This window comes from Paenibacillus amylolyticus (assembly GCF_050990605.1).
GTDB lineage: Bacteria > Bacillota > Bacilli > Paenibacillales > Paenibacillaceae > Paenibacillus > Paenibacillus amylolyticus_H.
In genome coordinates, this window is record NZ_CP158832.1 from 188,661 (window position 1) to 207,331 (window position 18,671).

General features: G+C 46.7%; 18 protein-coding genes. 12 read left to right on the top strand and 6 right to left on the bottom strand.

Annotated elements, in window-relative coordinates; genetic code table 11:
• The first annotated feature begins 12 nt into the window (after positions 1 to 12).
• From iolE to ABTV53_RS00880, 6 genes are all read left to right on the top strand, one after another.
• Positions 13 to 915, top strand: a complete 903-nt coding sequence (gene iolE, locus ABTV53_RS00855) for a myo-inosose-2 dehydratase (RefSeq protein ID WP_421895164.1) — start codon at positions 13 to 15, stop codon at positions 913 to 915.
• Positions 916 to 1,111: 196 nt separating this feature from the next.
• Positions 1,112 to 2,122: a 5-dehydro-2-deoxygluconokinase gene (gene iolC / locus ABTV53_RS00860; protein WP_433749576.1), complete on the top strand. Its 1,011-nt coding sequence runs from the start codon at positions 1,112 to 1,114 to the stop codon at positions 2,120 to 2,122.
• A 99-nt stretch (positions 2,123 to 2,221) separates the two neighbouring features.
• Positions 2,222 to 3,697 (top strand): CoA-acylating methylmalonate-semialdehyde dehydrogenase, encoded by a 1,476-nt coding sequence (locus tag ABTV53_RS00865; RefSeq protein ID WP_433749578.1) that lies wholly within the window; start codon positions 2,222 to 2,224, stop codon positions 3,695 to 3,697.
• Between the two features lie 69 nt (positions 3,698 to 3,766).
• Complete coding sequence (gene iolG, locus ABTV53_RS00870) at positions 3,767 to 4,819, top strand: inositol 2-dehydrogenase (protein ID WP_421895173.1); 1,053 nt, start codon at positions 3,767 to 3,769, stop codon at positions 4,817 to 4,819.
• Between the two features lie 110 nt (positions 4,820 to 4,929).
• Positions 4,930 to 5,736: a 5-deoxy-glucuronate isomerase gene (gene iolB / locus ABTV53_RS00875; protein ID WP_433749581.1), complete on the top strand. Its 807-nt coding sequence runs from the start codon at positions 4,930 to 4,932 to the stop codon at positions 5,734 to 5,736.
• A 125-nt stretch (positions 5,737 to 5,861) separates the two neighbouring features.
• Positions 5,862 to 6,869: a LacI family DNA-binding transcriptional regulator gene (locus ABTV53_RS00880; RefSeq protein ID WP_433749584.1), complete on the top strand. Its 1,008-nt coding sequence runs from the start codon at positions 5,862 to 5,864 to the stop codon at positions 6,867 to 6,869.
• A 273-nt stretch (positions 6,870 to 7,142) separates the two neighbouring features.
• Here ABTV53_RS00880 and ABTV53_RS00885 read toward each other — a convergent pair whose 3' ends face one another.
• Positions 7,143 to 9,122: a methyl-accepting chemotaxis protein gene (locus ABTV53_RS00885; RefSeq protein ID WP_433749587.1), complete on the bottom strand. Its 1,980-nt coding sequence runs from the start codon at positions 9,120 to 9,122 to the stop codon at positions 7,143 to 7,145.
• A gap of 406 nt (positions 9,123 to 9,528) precedes the next feature.
• Between ABTV53_RS00885 and ABTV53_RS00890 the strand changes: the two genes are divergently transcribed.
• Together ABTV53_RS00890 and ABTV53_RS00895 are read left to right on the top strand one after the other, a co-directional pair.
• Positions 9,529 to 10,056 (top strand): hypothetical protein, encoded by a 528-nt coding sequence (locus ABTV53_RS00890; protein WP_433749589.1) that lies wholly within the window; start codon positions 9,529 to 9,531, stop codon positions 10,054 to 10,056.
• A complete protein-coding gene (locus tag ABTV53_RS00895; RefSeq protein ID WP_433749592.1) occupies positions 10,053 to 10,181 on the top strand; it encodes a hypothetical protein in 129 nt (42 codons plus the stop codon). The genes ABTV53_RS00890 and ABTV53_RS00895 overlap by 4 nt, the downstream gene beginning before the upstream one ends.
• 131 nt (positions 10,182 to 10,312) lie before the next feature.
• Here the strand turns inward: ABTV53_RS00895 and ABTV53_RS00900 are convergent, their stop codons facing one another.
• The 3 genes from ABTV53_RS00900 to ABTV53_RS00910 form a co-directional block, all read right to left on the bottom strand.
• Entirely contained in the window at positions 10,313 to 10,672 is a 360-nt protein-coding gene (locus ABTV53_RS00900; RefSeq protein WP_433749595.1) for a hypothetical protein, read from the bottom strand.
• Positions 10,673 to 10,933: 261 nt separating this feature from the next.
• Positions 10,934 to 11,734 carry a DUF4261 domain-containing protein gene (locus ABTV53_RS00905; protein WP_433749597.1) on the bottom strand — a complete coding sequence of 267 codons (801 nt, stop codon included), beginning with the start codon at positions 11,732 to 11,734 and terminating at the stop codon, positions 10,934 to 10,936.
• 117 nt (positions 11,735 to 11,851) lie between these two features.
• Complete coding sequence (locus ABTV53_RS00910; protein WP_091019840.1) at positions 11,852 to 12,217, bottom strand: DUF1304 domain-containing protein; 366 nt, start codon at positions 12,215 to 12,217, stop codon at positions 11,852 to 11,854.
• Between the two features lie 261 nt (positions 12,218 to 12,478).
• On the opposite strand from ABTV53_RS00910, the gene ABTV53_RS00915 reads away from it, so the two are divergent.
• Positions 12,479 to 13,012, top strand: coding sequence for an MOSC domain-containing protein (locus tag ABTV53_RS00915; protein WP_433749599.1), 534 nt, complete (start codon positions 12,479 to 12,481; stop codon positions 13,010 to 13,012).
• Between the two features lie 16 nt (positions 13,013 to 13,028).
• Here ABTV53_RS00915 and ABTV53_RS00920 read toward each other — a convergent pair whose 3' ends face one another.
• Positions 13,029 to 13,868: an AraC family transcriptional regulator gene (locus tag ABTV53_RS00920; protein ID WP_433749602.1), complete on the bottom strand. Its 840-nt coding sequence runs from the start codon at positions 13,866 to 13,868 to the stop codon at positions 13,029 to 13,031.
• Positions 13,869 to 14,086: 218 nt separating this feature from the next.
• On the opposite strand from ABTV53_RS00920, the gene ABTV53_RS00925 reads away from it, so the two are divergent.
• The gene (locus ABTV53_RS00925; protein ID WP_433749605.1) at positions 14,087 to 14,536 is read left to right on the top strand and encodes an SRPBCC family protein; all 450 of its coding nucleotides are present in this window, start codon (positions 14,087 to 14,089) and stop codon (positions 14,534 to 14,536) included.
• A 177-nt stretch (positions 14,537 to 14,713) separates the two neighbouring features.
• Positions 14,714 to 16,243, top strand: coding sequence for a PAS domain-containing protein (locus ABTV53_RS00930; protein WP_433749608.1), 1,530 nt, complete (start codon positions 14,714 to 14,716; stop codon positions 16,241 to 16,243).
• Between the two features lie 100 nt (positions 16,244 to 16,343).
• Here ABTV53_RS00930 and pyk read toward each other — a convergent pair whose 3' ends face one another.
• A complete protein-coding gene (gene pyk / locus ABTV53_RS00935) occupies positions 16,344 to 17,759 on the bottom strand; it encodes a pyruvate kinase (protein WP_062838171.1) in 1,416 nt (471 codons plus the stop codon).
• Positions 17,760 to 17,871: 112 nt separating this feature from the next.
• On the opposite strand from pyk, the gene ABTV53_RS00940 reads away from it, so the two are divergent.
• Positions 17,872 to 18,651, top strand: a complete 780-nt coding sequence (locus tag ABTV53_RS00940) for a helix-turn-helix transcriptional regulator (RefSeq protein WP_433749611.1) — start codon at positions 17,872 to 17,874, stop codon at positions 18,649 to 18,651.
• Positions 18,652 to 18,671: the final 20 nt, after the last annotated feature.

Below are 18,671 nucleotides of genomic sequence, written 5' to 3' on the forward strand. Positions count from 1 at the left end.
AGACGTGGAGCAATGAGCAAGCTGCCATTCCAGCTTGGGATCCATCCGATCAATTGGGTCGGTGAAGATGTGAAGGAACATGGTGATGCGACAACGTGTGCACAGATTCTGGATGATATTCAGCGTCTTGGGCTGACAGGTACAGAGATGGGACGTAAATATCCAACTGATCCTGCTATATTGCGTGAGGAATTGAGCAAAAGGAATATCAAGCTGGTCTCCCAGTGGAAATCCGTACTTTTCTCCGACCCAGCGTATCGTCAGTCGGAGCTGGACAGTTATCGCAGACATGCAGAATTTCTGCAATCCATGGGCAGTAAAGTGATTAGTACGGCAGAAGTAGGTGGGTCACTTCATTTTGATCCAAGACGAACCCCGAATGAAAAAGAAGTGCTCAGACTCAGCGAATCTGCATGGCATATCCTCGCTGAAGGATTGAACGAAGCAGGAGCTATTGCCCGCGAACATGGGTTGAAGCTCACGTACCATCATCATGGAGGCACAGTGGTAGAACAACCGGATGAGATTGATCGACTGATGGAGCTGACAGACCCTTCTCTCGTATATCTGCTCTATGATACAGGTCATGCCTACTATGGCGGAGCCAATCCGCTGGAACTGCTGCGCAAACATTATGATCGGATCGCTTATATCCATCTAAAAGATATCCGCCCTCATGTGCTGGATGAAGCACGTGCGGAGCAATCCGACTTTGTCGGCTGTATTCGTAGAGGCGTGTTTACCGTACCAGGGGATGGATGCATTGATTTTGCACCAATTCTGCAAGAACTGATCACACGCGGATACGATGGCTGGGCGATGCTTGAAGGAGAGCAGGACCCTGCGATTCATAACCCGTATGAGTATGCCAAACGCTCCTTGAACTATATGGAGTCCTTATACCAACACAGCTGATACAGAAGTAGAGATCGGGAGAGGACCCTACCCATGAAGTGAAAAGGAAGAAGGCTAGCAAAACTATCACGTTACGATTGGAAAATAAAACTGACCTTCTCTAGACGTTTACTAATCCTCACGATGGAATGAGTAACTAGTCTAGATATCCATATATAACATGTAAAATCTCAACACAGAAAGGGGCTCACATGCAATGACCTATGTATCCTTTCCAGAATCAAGGAAGAAGGATTTCACCGCGATTGGCCGCTTGTGCATCGACTTGAACGCCAATGAAATCAATCGCCCGATGGAAGAGACGATGACGTTCACAAAGTATGTTGGCGGCTCTCCGGCCAATATTACGATCGGTATGTCCAGACTGGGTATGGAGACGGCTTTTATCGGTAAGATCGCTGGCGACCAGATGGGCCGATTCATCCATAGTTATCTGGAGAAGAACGGTATCGATACATCAAATGTGGTTAAAGATGACACCAGAGCGGTGACGGGGCTTGCTTTTACCGAAATCAAAAGCCCAACCGATTGTAGTATCCTGATGTACCGGGACAATGTAGCTGATCTGTTATTACGGGCACAAGAGGTACAAGAGCAGTTGATTGCTGACTCCAAAGTGCTGCTAATCTCAGGCACGGCCCTCGCGCAGAGCCCATCCCGTGAAGCCGTATTACAGGCATTAACGTATGCGAAAAAACATGGCACCGTTATTGTGTTTGATCTGGACTATCGCCCATACACATGGACATCGGATGAAGAGACAGCGGTCTATTACAACCTCGCAGCCGAGAAATGCGACATCATCCTGGGCACACGGGAAGAGTTCGACATGATGGAGACATTCGACCACAATCCGGATCATAGCGATCAGGTGACTGCACGGAAATGGTTTGATTTCTCAGCGAAGATTGTTGTAATCAAACATGGGAAGGAAGGCTCCATTGCCTATACGCGTGAAGGGCTTTCCCACCGTGCGGACAGCTATCCGGCAAAAGTAGTCAAAACGTTCGGGGCAGGCGACTCCTACGCAGCCGGTTTCCTGTATGGATTGATGCAGGGCTGGACGATTGAGCGCAGTATGGCGTATGGCAGCGGCGCAGCAAGTATCGTCATTTCCAGCCACAGCTGTTCGGATGCAATGCCAACGGTAGAACAGGTGAATGACTACATCGAACGTTGCAATCGGGGCGAAATCACCGTGTCCTGAAGCTCATTGCACTACGTTGAACAACATGCTCATAGAGATCAACATCAATGATATCAGTTGAACATAAGAGATCACACATAAGCGAAGGGAGACAGGGCTATGGGAAAAGGAATATCTGAAGCGTCTGCAACAGCGACAATGGTACAAAACTGGATTGGGGGTGCCTGGGTAACCCCAGCGGTAACTCGTACGGAGCCGGTTGTGAACCCTGCTACAGAAGAGGTTATTGCACACGTGCCACTGTCTGAACAAGCAGACGTGGATCTGGCCGTACAGACGGCACGGGAAGCGTTCAAATCCTGGAGCAGCACGCCAGTTCCACGCCGTGCACGTATTCTGTTCCGCTACCAGCAGTTGCTGGTGGAGCATTGGGAAGAACTCGCCCGCCTGGTAACGCTGGAGAACGGCAAAAGCTACGCAGAAGCGTATGGTGAGGTATTGCGTGGCATTGAGTGCGTGGAGTTTGCGGCAGGTGCCCCGAATCTAATGATGGGCAAACAGTTGCCTGATATCGCGACAGGACTGGAGTCAGGCATGTATCGTTATCCAATCGGCGTAATTGGGGGAATTACCCCGTTCAACTTCCCGATGATGGTGCCGTGCTGGATGTTCCCGCTGGCTATCGCATGCGGTAACACCTTTGTCCTGAAGCCATCCGAGCGTACACCGCTGCTGGCAGGCCGCCTGGCAGAGCTGTTCAAGGAAGCGGGGCTTCCGGATGGCGTGCTCAACATCGTACACGGTGCACATGATGTCGTGAATGGTCTGCTGGAACATAAGGATGTTCAAGCGATCTCCTTTGTCGGATCACAACCTGTAGCTGAATACGTCTACACCACTGCATCCAAGCATGGCAAACGGGTACAGGCACTCGCAGGTGCCAAAAACCACTCCATCGTTATGCCGGACGCTGATCTGGATCTAACCGTGAAAGAGATTACCAGTGCAGCCTTTGGCTCGGCAGGGGAACGCTGCATGGCATGTTCGGTTGTTGTGGCTGTGGGTGACGTGGCTGATGAACTGGTACAAAAGCTGGTAGAAGCAGCAGATCGCATTACCATTGGTAACGGTATGGATGAGGGCGTGTTCCTCGGTCCTGTCATCCGTGGACCACATAAAGAGCGTACACTCGGTTACATTGAATCCGGAGAGCAGGAAGGCGCGGCCTTGATTCGGGATGGACGTAAGGATCAGGCGACAGGTGAATCTGGTTATTTTGTAGGGCCAACAGTATTCGACCAAGTGGAGAGCAATATGAAAATCTGGCAGGATGAGATCTTTGCTCCAGTACTCTCGGTGGCAAGAGTGTCTACGCTGGAGGAAGCCGTTGAGCTTGCGAACCGTTCCGACTTTGCGAATGGTGCGTGTCTGTTCACCCGTAGCGGGGCAAGTATGCGTCAATTCCGTGAGACGATTGATGCAGGCATGTTGGGGATTAACTTGGGTGTACCTGCACCAATGGCATTTTTCCCGTTTTCCGGTTGGAAAAAATCCTTCTATGGTGACCTGCATGCCAATGGCACGGATGGTGTTGAATTCTACACTCGCAAGAAGATGGTAACGGCGCGCTGGTAACAACCAGCGCATAACTCGGGCTAAGGGGAACGCCCAGCCCATATGGACGCACATAGGGAGGATAACAGAATGGGCAAGGACAAAGTGAGAATTGGCATCATCGGTGCTGGACGGATCGGCAAAATTCATGCAGACAATCTCCTGCGCAACCCGCATGCCGAGATTGTGGGAATCAGTGACCTGTTTGCCGGTCCTGAATTGGAGGCTTGGGCCTCCAGACGTGGCATTCCTGTTGTAACAACGGACAGCAGCCAGTTGATCTCGATGCCTAATGTAGATGCGGTGCTGATCTGTTCTTCAACAGATACACATGTGCCGCTGATCGAACAGGCAGCTCAGGCGGGCAAACACATCTTCTGCGAGAAACCGGTTAGCATGGATCTGGCGCAGACCCAAGCAGCTGTAGCAGCAGTACAGAAGGCTGGTGTGAAGCTGCAGATCGGGTTTAACCGCCGCTTCGATCACAACTTCAGACGGGTACGTGCCCATGTGCAGGATGGTACGATTGGTGATCCGCATATTATCAAAATCACTTCTCGCGACCCGTCCCCACCACCTGCGGAGTATATCCGGGTGTCTGGCGGGATCTTCATGGACATGATGATCCACGATTTTGACATGGCTCGGTATCTGTCCGGGAGTGAAGTGGAAGAAGTGTACGCTCAGGGCAACGTGCTAATCAATCCGGTCTTTGCGGAACATGGTGATGTGGATACGGCGATTGTAACGATGACGTTTGCCAACGGGGCGATTGGTGTTATTGATAACAGCCGTCAGGCTGTATACGGATACGATCAGCGTGTTGAAGTGTTCGGCTCGATGGGCAGCGCCGCAGCGGCGAATGATCATCCAAATACGGCTGAGATCAGTACAGCGGCCGGGCTTATGCGCGATAAGCCTTTACACTTTTTCCTGGAGCGCTACAACGAAGCGTATGTACAGGAGACGGCCCTCTTTATCGATGCAATCATCCATGATACACCGGTTATCGTAGATGGCCATGATGCTGTACAGGCAGAACGAATTGCGCTGGCAGCAAAAATGTCCATGGAGCGGGGAAGACCTGTGAAGCTGAGTGAAGTTCCTGGGGTGTCACTGGAATCACAAACGGCAACGCCATAGGTGGATGATTTAAGTCACTTTTTTGAATAGAGCGCATGAATAGTCCAAGTTTTGTTCCTTTTATATGCATCAGGTTGTTATGGACGACTACAGAAAGGAGTGGTTGCAAGATGTCAGAACGTATTGTGAAACCCATGGTCAACCCGGAAGGGGACGGTACGCTTATCAACGTAACACCGGAGTCGGCTGGGTGGGAATATGTCGGCTTTCAGGTAGCGAAGCTGGCGGAGGGGGAGACCTTAACCCGTGAGAGTGGTGATCAGGAACTCTGTGTAGTGCTTCTTAGTGGTTTCGCCAATGTAAGTACCCGGGAGCACACATGGGATAATATCGGGAAAAGAATGAGTGTTTTCGAGAAAATTCCGCCGTATTCGGTCTACGTCTCAACTTCCGATCAAGTGCAGATCACAGCACGTACTGAATTGGAAATTGCTATATGTGTCGCGCCAGGAAAAGGCACGTACCCGGCTCGTCTCATTGCACCCGAAGATGTAGGAGTAGAGGCACGAGGATATGGCAATCTGGAGCGCCAGATTCATAATATTTTACCGGAACAGAAGGAAGCGGACAGTCTGCTCGTTGTTGAGGTATTCACACCCGATGGGCATTGGTCCAGTTACCCGCCACATAAGCATGATCGGGACGCCCTCCCGGATGAATCTTTGCTGGAAGAAACGTATTATTTCCGTGTGCAGCCTGAGCAGGGGTTTGCCATTCAGCGCATATACACGGATGATCGTTCTGTGGACGAGACGTTGGCAGTGAAGAACGGGGAAGTGGTGCTTGTTCCGGACGGATATCATCCGGTAGGTGCTCCTCCTGGGTATGAGGTCTACTATCTGAACGTGATGGCTGGCCCAACCCGGACATGGAAATTCCATAACGATCCTGACCATGAGTGGTTGATGAAAAAGTAAAACAGCTCATGCTACGCACATTGTGATCACTTCAAGTTGCGTATGCAGACTTCCCCCTGCATAATGAGAGAGAACAATTATCTATGTATAACGCAATTTATATATAGCACAAATGGGGAAAAACAATGAAAGCAACCATATACGATATAGCACGCGAGGCGGGTGTATCCATTGCAACCGTCTCGCAGGTCATTAATGGCAAAGGCAAGATCAGTGAGAAGCGGCGCGCCGAGATTATGGAGATCATGGAACGCCTCCACTATCAACCCAGTGCGATCGCAGCTGCACTTACAGGCAAGCAGACGTACACATTGGGGCTGCTCGTACCGGACATTTCAAACCCATATTTCGCAGAACTGGCCAGAGCAGTGGAGGATCGAAGCCGTCAATTGGGCTACAGCGTGGTCATCTGCAGTACGGATAATAAGGACGAGCGGGTAGAGCGTTACTTGAATCTGCTCCAGCAAAAAAGGGTCGATGGCATGATGATCGGAACCGGGATCGATAATGCTGACATTTTGTCACCCCTTCTGCAACAGTCGATTCCTGTTGCTCTGATTGCCCGTCACATGCCATCGCTGTCAGTACATACGGTCACCATTGACGACATACTCGGCGGAGCACTCGCAGCGGAGCATCTGCTTGAACTTGGGCACACCTGTGTAGCGGTATTGTCGGAACCGTCCAAAGTCAGCAGCAGTCAGGAACGTGTACGCGGATTCCGTGAAACACTGATTAAGGCAGGTCATACGCTGGAACCGAATCAGATCCGAGAATCGGCAGCTGACCTGAGCTCGGCCAAAAAAGAAGCGCTACTGCTGCTAGGTGAGAAAGATCATCCCACAGGCGTATTCTGTTGTAATGACATTCAGGCCATTGGTGCACTTCAGGCAGCCAAAGAGCTGGGGCTACGCGTGCCAGAGGATGTGTCCATTATCGGGTTTGATAACACCATTCTGGCCTCGGTAACCAGTCCACCGCTTACGACTGTAGCCCAGCCAATTGAAGAACTGGGGCATCGCGCTGTAGATCTGTTGATAGAAGAGTTGAAGGATGAGCAAAAAGAGCCACAGAAGATTGTGCTGAAGCCCGAACTGGTTATCCGAGAATCCGCAGGTCGGGTATTGAGCTGAAAACAATGACGTTTCCAGCATACGCTGCCCAGCCTTGAGACCAAGCTGTCCAAGTATACTTGTGTCATATTCTTGTATCAGGATCGGGTGCCGCTCCAACTCATATTCTGATTCACTTAACGTATCATCGAAATAATGTCTCTGTGATTCGTTAGATCTCAGATCTGGACAAATGGGAGTGAATAGCGTGTGTCAGGTTCATTAAAACAAAATAACAATAAAAGAGGATGCCCCGCGTCATATTCATGACTTAAGGGACATCCTCTTCTTGAATTATATCTTGAACTTTTTCACTTCTTCTGCGAGCGTATTGGCTTGTTGAGCCAGTTCATTGGAGCGCTCCGATATACTCGTAATGTAATTGAACTGTTCCTGCGTAGAAGAAGCAACTTCTTCTGTGGAAGCGGCACTCTGTTCCGACATGGCCGCAACACTGGAGATCACTTCAGCAATCTTGCCAGAGCTATTATCCAATTCGGTTGTTGCAGTAGAGACCTGCTGGAGCTGGTTGTCGATACCTTCAATGGATTGTTTGATTCGCATAAACGAATTGCGCATCTCATGCACGGCAGCAACCTGCTGCTCGATACCATGTTCGGCAGAATCAACCTCGCTCACACTTTGGCGGCTAGCTGCCTGGATTTCATTCAGCAATACAATGATATCCTGAGCAGAGCCTGCGGATTGTTCAGCCAATTTGCGAACTTCTTCGGCAACCACCGCGAATCCACGTCCATGTTCACCCGCTCTGGCCGCTTCAATGGAAGCATTCAGGGCAAGCAGGTTGGTCTGGGAGGCAATAGCCTGAATCATGCTGACGATGCCTTCAATTTTCTGTGATTTGTCTGCGAGTAGGGAGATTGATTCACCGACACGATCAATCGATTGGCGGTTGCTATCCGAAAGTTCCACCTGGTGATCCACCGCCTGTAAACCAGCCAGCATGGCTTCTCCTGCTTCACGCATCATCGTTACGGACCGCTCCACACTGCGATTAATGCCGCCGACACTATCACTCATCTCTGACAGACGGCTTGAGCCATCATACACGGATTCGGCCTGTGTACTGGAGCCTTGAGCGAGTTCATCCGTAGCAATGGAGATCTGCTCAGCGATGCGCTTGGTGTTATCCGTGTGCTCCTGCATCTCACCCGAAATACGTTGTACGCGGTCAGCAGAAGCCGTTACTTGTCTGAACAGTGAGCTAAGCTGATCGGACATCTGATTGAATGCCATACCAAGCTCTGCGAACTCATCCTTGCCTTTGATCTGCACCCGTCCTGTAAAGTCACCACTGGACATCCGGCGGGACGTTCCATGCAGACTTCTCAGCGGCTTGATGAAGAGTGTTGCGATCCAATAGGCACCTGACAGCACAACCAGTAACGTAATAGCGATAATCAGAATGTAGTTATTACGCAATTCATAATACTCAGTGTAGGCCAACTTCTCGGAGATAATAGAGCCAACAATCCAGCCAGTGCTTGGAATCTGATGATAGAACAACAGATAACTCTCACCATTATTCTGGAAGGGCTTCTGACCTGATGGATTCGCCCGCATATCTGCCAGCAGCGGGTTTAACTCCGCGTTATCAGTGACTGAAGTGTTAACGAGTTTATCATCAGGGTGAGCCAGAAGCAGTCCGTTTTTATCGATTAAAAAGGTGTAGCCCAGTCCGTCCAGATTTATTTTTGCCACTGTATCGGTAAGTGTAGAGAGCAACAAGTCGCCTGCGACAACCCCTTGCAATGCGCCTTCTTTATTTTGGACCGGCATGGCAATCGACACCGCATATTGTTTCGACATCATATCAAGATAGGGGTCAGAGAATGTTAACTGATTGGCCTGCTTCGCTACTTGGTACCAAGGACGCTGTCTTGGATCATAATCGGCATCGGGAGACCAGTCTGAACCATTCATGAAACTGCCGTCTTGTTCTGAACCGTAATACAGATCCGACAGACTTTCTTTGTTACTACCCAGCTTCATAATGTTAAAGTATTCTTCTGTGAGTTGGCCCTCAGGTACACCCTCCTGGATGACAAAAGCTAATGTCTCGATCACTTTGGCATTACTACTGATCCAGCCATCCAACTGATTTGCCGAAGAAGACATTAAGCCATTCAGTTTGGAATCAACATTGCGCATGGCTTGCTTTTCGGTTTGTACCAAGCCTAGTGAAGCCAGTGGAAGTGCGGTGATCAATACAGCGGCAAGAAACATGATCATTAATTTTGGTTTGAGCTTCATTCCAATTCCCCCTAGCGTTTTACAATTACCACGCCTTTACTTCTTTAAAGAACATATTATCGTGTGTGACAAGCATGTGTAAGAATGAATAAAGCTTATGAAGTATATCGTCATTTTTAGTTCAAATTTTAGTTAATCAAACAAGTTAATTAGCAAGCATGAATTTATATTTTGGAAACTAGAGTTGAAAACGAAATCATGTTCTGAATGTCTTGTATACGCCGCTTACATGCTTTTTTCGCTACCGTTCAAGCTTTATCCATCATTATATTTAGACAAAAACGTTATCGGAACGGAGGGATTAGAGATAAGAATAACTTTGGAACAGAAGCAGTGAGATGATATACTGAAAAGTATCATTATTTACCATTTTATATATGTTTTGTGGTGGATGGAGGAGAGAGGCGTGATTAGAAAAATTAAAATCATTATGGGTGTCGTTGCGATTATTGTTGTTGTAGCTATTTCGGTGCGTATGTATACCTCTGGTCAATATGCGATGTATATCCCCAGCAAACATACGACGTTTCGAGCAGAGGTTACAGATCATATGACGATGCTGGATACATTGGATCGACTGACCATCAGAAAGGTTTCTAATCATGAACCGTATAACGAAGATGATGAAGTGACGATTACAGATTCCAAACAGATTAGAGAGATGCTGAAGCTGTTAAAGGATGTTGAACTTAAAAAGGTTCGGGAATTGGACGTTTCCGAAAGAAATCCGCATTACTATGAGTGGCGAATTACCATTAATAAAGAAGGTCGCTTTACCGATCGATTTGGATTGACGTTCTATAATGAACATTCCATCTCAATCTACAGTGAGGCGAAAACGAGAGATAATCATAAGGACTACGAGATTACTAATGAGTTTAGTCTGAATGAGATGGAACGCCTATTTGAAAAACTGAAGGAGGAGCAAACTTGACCATGACCAACTATCATGTACGTGCGATTGAGGAAGAAGATATCCCTTTTCTGTGGCCTCTGTGGTACATCGGTAACGATGGTACGAGTGAGTGCTTCGGAATCTTGAATGATAAGCGGTCGTAGTAATGGCAAAACGGAGTAAGCAAAGTGGAACTGCAAAAGAAAAAGGCGCTTCCTCATGCGGAACGCCCCTTTCTTTGTGCCACGTACAGCATCGATAGCTCAATTTATACTTACTCCGTACCACTTCAATTTTATTTCAACAAAAATGCCAAAGCCTCGTCATACGTTTCCCATTGGAATTCCGTCTGGTGCGCCGATTCCTTGGAAATCCGATTCAATTGCATTTTGGCGATCGCACCACCTACGGCTACACTAGCCCGCTTCATACCCCACTCTAGCAGTAACTTCTGATGCACTACAATTTTTTCTTTGGTATCCTGAGGAAAAGCCTTCATCGTTCTCATGTCCACAAGCACATCAAATGAACTTCCCAATTGCGCCGCTATTCTCTGAATTTCTTTATTCGTTTGTTCGACATGTTCAGGGGTGACGATACCTTCCCAGACAATTTCAATAATAGGTTTAGTTGAATCCAAACGTCTAACAGACATGTAGGCCACTCCTCGATTATAAATTAATATGTAATATATGAGACTATAAGACTATTAATTATACCCGTTTATAACGAGAATGAAAACTAAATTCATAATATAGTGGTTCTTATGGATTACTTTTTCCTAGCGAAGTTAAATTCAGGGTTTGTTATCATGGCTTCATCGGGAGGGAAGGCTGAATAGTTAAAAGCCACCCAGAGGATGAACTCCAGATGGCTTCAATCTTTGTAACCTGATAAAGTGAAAATCCTGCGTCAGTTAGAAGCCAATCTTCAAACTGTTACCTTCTGTTGCTACACCTTTGGAAAGGGAAATGCTTAGCTTTTGTTCTGCCGAGAAACCGAGTGTTTCCCCGTCATGCAGTGTGACGTCGTTTTCAACCACATACGTTGTGGTCATGAACATCATCTCAAATACATCGATTAAGGCTTCAGACGATTGTATAATCTCCATCTCTTCTTTTCCAAAGTTACGTAGTCCGTAAGTATAAGCTGAAGCACCTTCGGCATTTTGAAATAATCCGATGAAAATCCAGAGCGAAACGGGCAACTCATCATGTTTGATCCCACGGCTGGTTTCGACATACTGACTGGCTTCAACAACAAGTGGGGCCATGTATATTGCCAGCGCGTGATCCAACTGCAATAAGGCACTCGCTGTTTGAGTGAACAGAACATGTCCCTCAATTGCATGGGTTGCGTTCAGAACCGACACAATAATCTGAGACTGGTGCCGTGAGGTAACTTGTTCGGCTTCTCGCCAAAGGATGTTTAGCCTGGCATTCTCCTCAACTTCACGGTCGGGTACAGGCGCGGCAATATGAGCGCATACCACCTGCATTCCATTCACTTCGAAAAAAAGATTGCCCTCCTCCGGGCGTTCCTCAATCTCAATATTCCATTCGTTCCTCATATTTCTGATGAAGAGGTCAAAATCACAATCGTCACGCTCCAGCAGGACAAAACCCACGATGGTCTCACTATAATTGGTGGATTCAACAGCACCACCTGCAGGTACCTTCTCCTTTTTGCGCCGTCGAAGCTTGTCAAACAATCCCATGACGTGTTCTCCTTCCGATCCCAGATTGATTCTGGTCATTGTACACTGCTATCTATTCACTACCTTACCATAAAGGAGTTAAACATGAATCGCAGCAATGTACCTATCGACAGGAAATTACAGGAACAACACCAGCAACAATGCAATGATCGCAGGCAATCCTTGTTTGATAATGATCGACCGTGAAGAAGTTGCTCCTCCATAAAGAGCAGCGATAATCACACACGCCAGAAAGAAAATCTGAATATGCTGTCCAACGGCAGCATCCGGATATAGAAGTCCCCAGATCAGACCTGCCGCAAGAAATCCATTGTAAAGGCCTTGATTGGCCGCGAGGGATTTGGTGGATTTGGCGAATTCCGGCGTGAGATTAAAGGTTTTCATTGTGCGTGGACGAGTCCACATAAACATCTCCATCACCATGATATAGAAGTGTTCGACAGCTACAAGAGCTACAAAAATGATACTAATCAATGGAAACACCTTACTTTCTTCTGATATGTAATTTATTTACTTGTCCATCCTAGTATAAATGTTTGCAACAAGAACGGGAAGAGTTAATTTAATTTGCACCAATTTAATTGTGTATCATTTAAAATATTAACGGTTTTCCAGTTGAGTTATGATGTTGAAAATAAAAAAATGGATACAAAGGTAAGCATACGCCGATTGTCGAAAATCCATTCATTGGGTAATAATGAACAATAAAGAAGTTATATTGCTCAGGAGAGGGAGGAGATTATTATGGGAACGGTTCAATTCGTCTTGTTGGCTGATGATCCATCCACATTTGTGACCCGAGTTGTACCTTTTATCGACATTGAGCTTGCAGGAATTCCGGGTGACCGTCATTATGGTCTGCTTCGGCCGGCGGACTCACGTCAGAAAATCTACAAGCGTGGCACACCGATTGCGAATCGTCGCCAGATCAGTATTGTGTCTGAGGAAGAATGTGCTCTTATTGCTGAGAAAATGAACATTGCTGAAGTTCGTCCAGAGTGGCTTGGTGCCAATATACTTGTCCGTGGCATTGATCATTTGACGGAACTGCCTGCTGGAACGCGGCTTTTATTTCCGAACGGTACAGGGTTAATATGCGAAGGGGAGAACCTTCCCTGTGTGCATCCTGGGAAAATGATTGAACAATTCTACGAACAGGACGGTTTGCGTAAAAAATTCGTGCCTGCGGCTCGCAAAAAGCGGGGAATCGTCTGCTCGGTTGAACGGGAAGGTGTAATCCATACGGGGGATACCATCGAAGTCATTCGCCTGTCCTGATTTTCAGGACAGGTTTTTAATTCATCAACCCTCGGTGTTTACCATTCGGATGTCTAGAGTGTAAGTACTCCTCTGGTGTACTGCCAATAATAGACTTGAAATCTCGGATAAAATGGGATTGATCATGGTATCCAAGGTCCTGAGATAGCTTAATCAGGTCACATTGAAGACCGCGTTCCATCATTTCTGCAGCATTTTGCAGACGATACAACTTAATTACCGTTTTGGGTCCGATGCCCACATACTGATTGAACAGGCGCTGAAGCTTTCGGGTATGCATATTCCAATAGGAAGATAGATCATCTACTCTCAGCATCTCCCGGTTCTGTTCAATCTGTTGCACAATATCATTAACCATTCTCGCTTGAGCATCTTCAGCAGGAAGGTGTGCACATAATAGCTGGTCGATGTAACTGGTTTTATTCGCATCATCCCCCGCCCCAAGAAGGCGGTCTTCCAAGGATTCCGCTGTGACGTCAAAAATATTGGATACATTCATCGGCTTTCCGTACAAGGATGAGACAGGAGCCCGGAGGAAGGGATAGAACCCTCCTGGTTTGAACTTCACGCCAAACACACGACCTTTTCCGCTCACAAGATAGGAGAATTTACGTCCTGATGGTCCGAAGAAAAACGTATGGTTCCGTTCCACAACCAGATTGACACAGGGGTTAGGCACGACATGTTGGGGATACGGTTCAAGTCCAGTCAGATCCCACGATACGATCCAGTAATGTTTAATAAAAGGGCGAAGTGCTTCGGAAGGAGCATGGCGTGTCAGTTGATATTTATGATCACCTTCATTCAGATTCAGCAGGCCCATACTTGGTCTGTCTCCTTGTTCTACCTGTTTCATCCGAATCATTCCTCCTGCTATTTCATTCCAGTTTAGTATATCTGATCTTCTGGGAAAGCACTATATGGGCGTAAATTCATTTGGATTGGGGTAGAACATTCAAAGGGCTTATATTTTTCTGTTGTCGCGTTTTTACAATACGGCCTTTGGGGTATAACGATAGGATAGGAGTGCGAGGTTGGCAGATCGCGTGTCCAATACATAAAGGGAGTGAGTCCATGGAACTGAAATATGAATTCTATATCAATGCAGGACTGGAAGAGGTGTGGAATGCTCTAATATCACCAGACGGCACACGGAACAGCTTTTTCGGCAGCGAACTTCGCACCAATTTTCAACCAGGCCAGCCATTTGCTTATGTAGGCCCAGGTAATGATGGTGCGGAGACTGTCCATGTGTATGGAGATATATTGGAATTTGAACCGTTATCCACACTCAGTTATCAGGAGCATCCCGGACCGTCATACCATGCCAATCATGCCGAGCTTCAATCCAGAGTGGTCTTCCGGTTGGAGACTGTGGGGGAGTGCACGAAGCTGACACTGATTAATGATCAATTTACAGATAACCATCCTTCCTTTGCGAATGCACAGAGCAGCTGGTGGATGATTCTAAGTAGCATCAAAACTTGGGTGGAGACGGGGAAAACGCTGAATTTTGGCTGGTAGCTGGTAAGAGGCAGTCATTTAGGATTTATTATTATGAAAAATAAAGAGTATAAGAAACAAGAATCCGTGCTGAATCAGCACAGGTTCTTTTTTTTATGCAAAGTAAGACTATTGCTCTACATTTAATGTCTGATAATGTCGAAATATATATCATATGAGTTAAGAGGAGAAATGAGCATGTTTCGTAAACGTACTGAATCTACCAAGCATATTCGTACAGATGCGCATCAGAATTTACTGGAGTATAGTCGTAAACTGGTAGCAAATGCAGAAAAGGGCAATTATAACGCATGGATCGAAGATGGCATTGAGTTTCAGGATACCGATGAAATAGCTAATAACATCAAAAAAGCAGTACATATGATGAAAGCACAAAATGAAGCCGTGGAAATGCGTCTTAGAATGCTGAATCAGGCAATGAATGTGGGATTATGGGAATCTGAAATTGTTGCCGGTGATCCACTGGATAGCAATAATAAAGTCTCATTTTCCAATGAATTCCGCCAAATGTTAGGATTCCATAATTCCAAGGATTATCCCGATACATTTGCAAGCTGGGCCAAATCGATATATCCGGATGACAGACCTCAGCTGGTGCAAGAGATAATGAACCATGTGAATGACACTGGGGCAACGACTGCGTATAACGTTATCAGCCGTATGATTACAAAAAGTGGAGAAATTCGCTGGTTTCGATGCCTTGGACATGTCATCCGAAATCAGGCTGGAGTTCCGATCAAACTTCTGGGCATCATGTTCGACATTCATGAGGAGAAGAGCAAGTCGGATGAGCTGGAAGCACTCGTCACCAGATATGATCTTGTTAACCGCGCCTTGGTGGAGGCACCGTGGGATATGACGGTTGTCGCTGGAGATGTGGTTAATCCGAATAACGAGTTTTGGTGGTCACCCCAGTTCCGTAGAGAATTAGGGTTCAAAGACGAACAGGATTTCCCGAATGTGTTCAGCAGTTGGAGCAGCCGACTTCATCCGGAAGACCATGATCGGACGATCAACGAATTCGCTAGACATATGAACGATTACAGTGGTCGTACGCCGTACGATCTGGATTATCGTCTGCAACGCAAAGACGGGGAGTATCGGTGGTATCACGCGGGTGGGGAGACCATTAGGGATCAGGATGGAGTACCGCTCCGCGTAGCTGGAACCATTCGCGATGTAACCCACGAGAAGAATAAGGAACAGATTGTGGAAGCCATGAATCTGAAAACAAAACAATTGTCGGAGTCCATTGGCGAGATGGTACGTGGAATTAACTCGATCACCGATCAGGCACAGGATCTGGTTACTGCACAGGAGTTATCTGCCGATGCAGCCATTCAAGTGAAAAGCAGTGCAGATGATACGAAGAATATCACCGTGTTTATTCGAGAGATTGCCAGTCAGACGAATCTGCTGGGGTTGAATGCAGCCATTGAAGCTGCACGAGCGGGAGAGCTGGGACTGGGATTTGGCGTCGTTGCAGGTGAAGTTCGGAAACTGGCTGATCACAGTTCAGAGGCCACCGTAAATATCGAAGATAGCATGCAGAAGATGAAAATATTGATTGATCAGATTCTTGAACATATCGGTAATATGTCCACGTTAACGCAAAATCAGGCTGCCCTGACACAGCAGGTGAATGCTTCAATGGATGAGATCAACACCATGTCACAGGATCTGGTTGATTACTCGCGGAATCTATAAATTTCTAACAAAAAATCCACCGGGATGCATTTCTGCTCTCGGTGGATTTCTGTATGTCTATATATAGCTAAGATGCATAGCTTCAGTTTCAGCTATTGAATTAAACTTGTTGAACTTTGATCAGGTTTGTATTACCGGATTGACCGATTGGAACACCAGCGGACAATACAATGATGTCACCTTTTTCGATATAACCTGTTTTGATTGCGTTACGCGTAGCCGACTCGAACATTTCATCCGTTGTGGTTACTTTGTCGCCCATAACCGGAATAACACCGGAGAGCAGGCAGATTTTCGCCAATACTTCTTCATGTTGTGTAACTGCGATGATTGGCGCTTTTGGACGATACTTGGAGATCATGCGTGCTGTGAATCCACTCTCAGTCGAAGTGATGATTGCTTTTGCATTCAGTACGAGGGAAGAACTTACAGCGCCCTGACTGATGACTTCAGTAATATCAGCGATCTGTTGAGCCGATTTTTGTGCGAATTGCTCTTTGTAATCAATCATTGTTTCAGCACGGCGAGCAACAGCAGCCATCGTGCGCACGGATTGTACCGGATATTTACCAGCAGCCGATTCACCAGACAACATCACAACGTCAGCACCTTGAAGTACAGCGTTTGCCACGTCGCTAACTTCTGAACGAGTAGGACGCGGGTTCACTTGCATGGACTCCAGCATGTGTGTAGCTACGATAACCGGTTTACCCGCGCGGTTACATTTATCGATCATTTCTTTTTGCATCATTGGCACGTCTTCGATGGGTACTTCAACCCCGAGATCTCCACGAGCTACCATAATGCCGTCAGATGCTTCAATAATATCGTCCAGGTTGGTCATACCTTCCTGGTTTTCGATTTTGGAGATGATCTGTACGTGGTCTACACCGCGTTCTTTCAAAATGCTCCGGATTTCACGGATGTCGTCGCCTTTACGAACAAAGGATGCTGCGATAATTTCGATATCGTTTTCGATCCCAAATCCGATGTGCATAACGTCACGCTCGGTTACACCTGGCAATGTCGTTTTGATTCCTGGCAAGTTAACCCCTTTGCGTGGTTTCAGAATGCCGCCACTGATGATTTTACAATGGATATCGGATCCTTCCACAGACAGTACAGTCAGATCTACAAGGCCATCATCGATGAGGATACGATCGCCAGGTTTCACAACGAGGTTCAGTTCGGGATAGTTTACAGAGATACGCTCAGCGTCACCAAGAATTTCTTCTGTAGTCAGAATCAGCTCTTTACCAGCTTGCAGATGGCAGGATGCTTCTTTTAGTTTACCGATACGCACTTCCGGCCCTTTGATGTCCATCATGATCGGTACATAGGTGTTCAGTTCGGAGGCTGCTTTGCGGATATTGTTAATCCGTGTCACGTGATCTTCCAGTTCGCCATGAGCCATGTTCAGACGGGCAACGGTCATACCTTCCTGAATCATTACTTTTAACAATTCGATTGAGTCACAAGCAGGTCCCATGGTACAAATAATTTTTGTTTTTAACATGCTAATTTCCTCCTCATATTTAAGCTTATATGTGTATTGTAGCGTTTTCTGTCGAATCAGGGTATGAACTATAGTACAATGATTAGAGTATAGTCCGATAATGAGGTGTGTTATGGTCACTCCACTTGAAGTACGACATATTAATGGTGTCGGTTGGTACGAAGAAGCTGTGCAATCTCAAGAAACTTGGCGGCTTAGCTTGGTTACTTATGGAAAATGTGTATATTGGGTGAACGGTGATAAGCAGATCATGGAAAAGGGTGAATTGCTCCTCATTCCAGGTGGTACCCCATATTACGGCAAGAGTATTCCTACAGTAACGCACACACAGATTGTAATTCAACTGCAACGCGACCATTCGGAAACTCTGCCTGCACTGGAACGGTATGAGGCTTTGCGGCATAAACCTGGATGTTACGAACTGATCCATCAACGCATGAGCGCTATTTATCAACAATGGCAAGAGCGTCCGTCTTATTATGTCATGATGAGCCAAGCCTTATTGATGGAAGTGCTGATTTATATGAACAGGGAGCTTGATCGTGGAGTTATCCCGCCGGAGAGGCATAATCATGTTGAACGGATGAAGCGATATATTGAGCGGCATTATCGGGAGAAAGTGACGAAGGAAGAACTCGGGGATGAGATCAATAAAACTCCCAATTATGCTGCTGCATTATTCAAAAGCATGACAAATCAGACCATTAGCCAGTATGTCCATGATCAACGGATGAAAAGAGCCATATATCTGCTCACCGAGTCACAACTCTCCATCCAGGAAATTGCCGAATTTCTCGGCTACCGGGATCTGTCTTATTTTTACCGCATATTCAAACGTATTACCGGAAGTCCACCGTCTGACCTTCTTCATGAACGTCCACCTATAGTATGAAAACGCGTAGTTCAACCCCA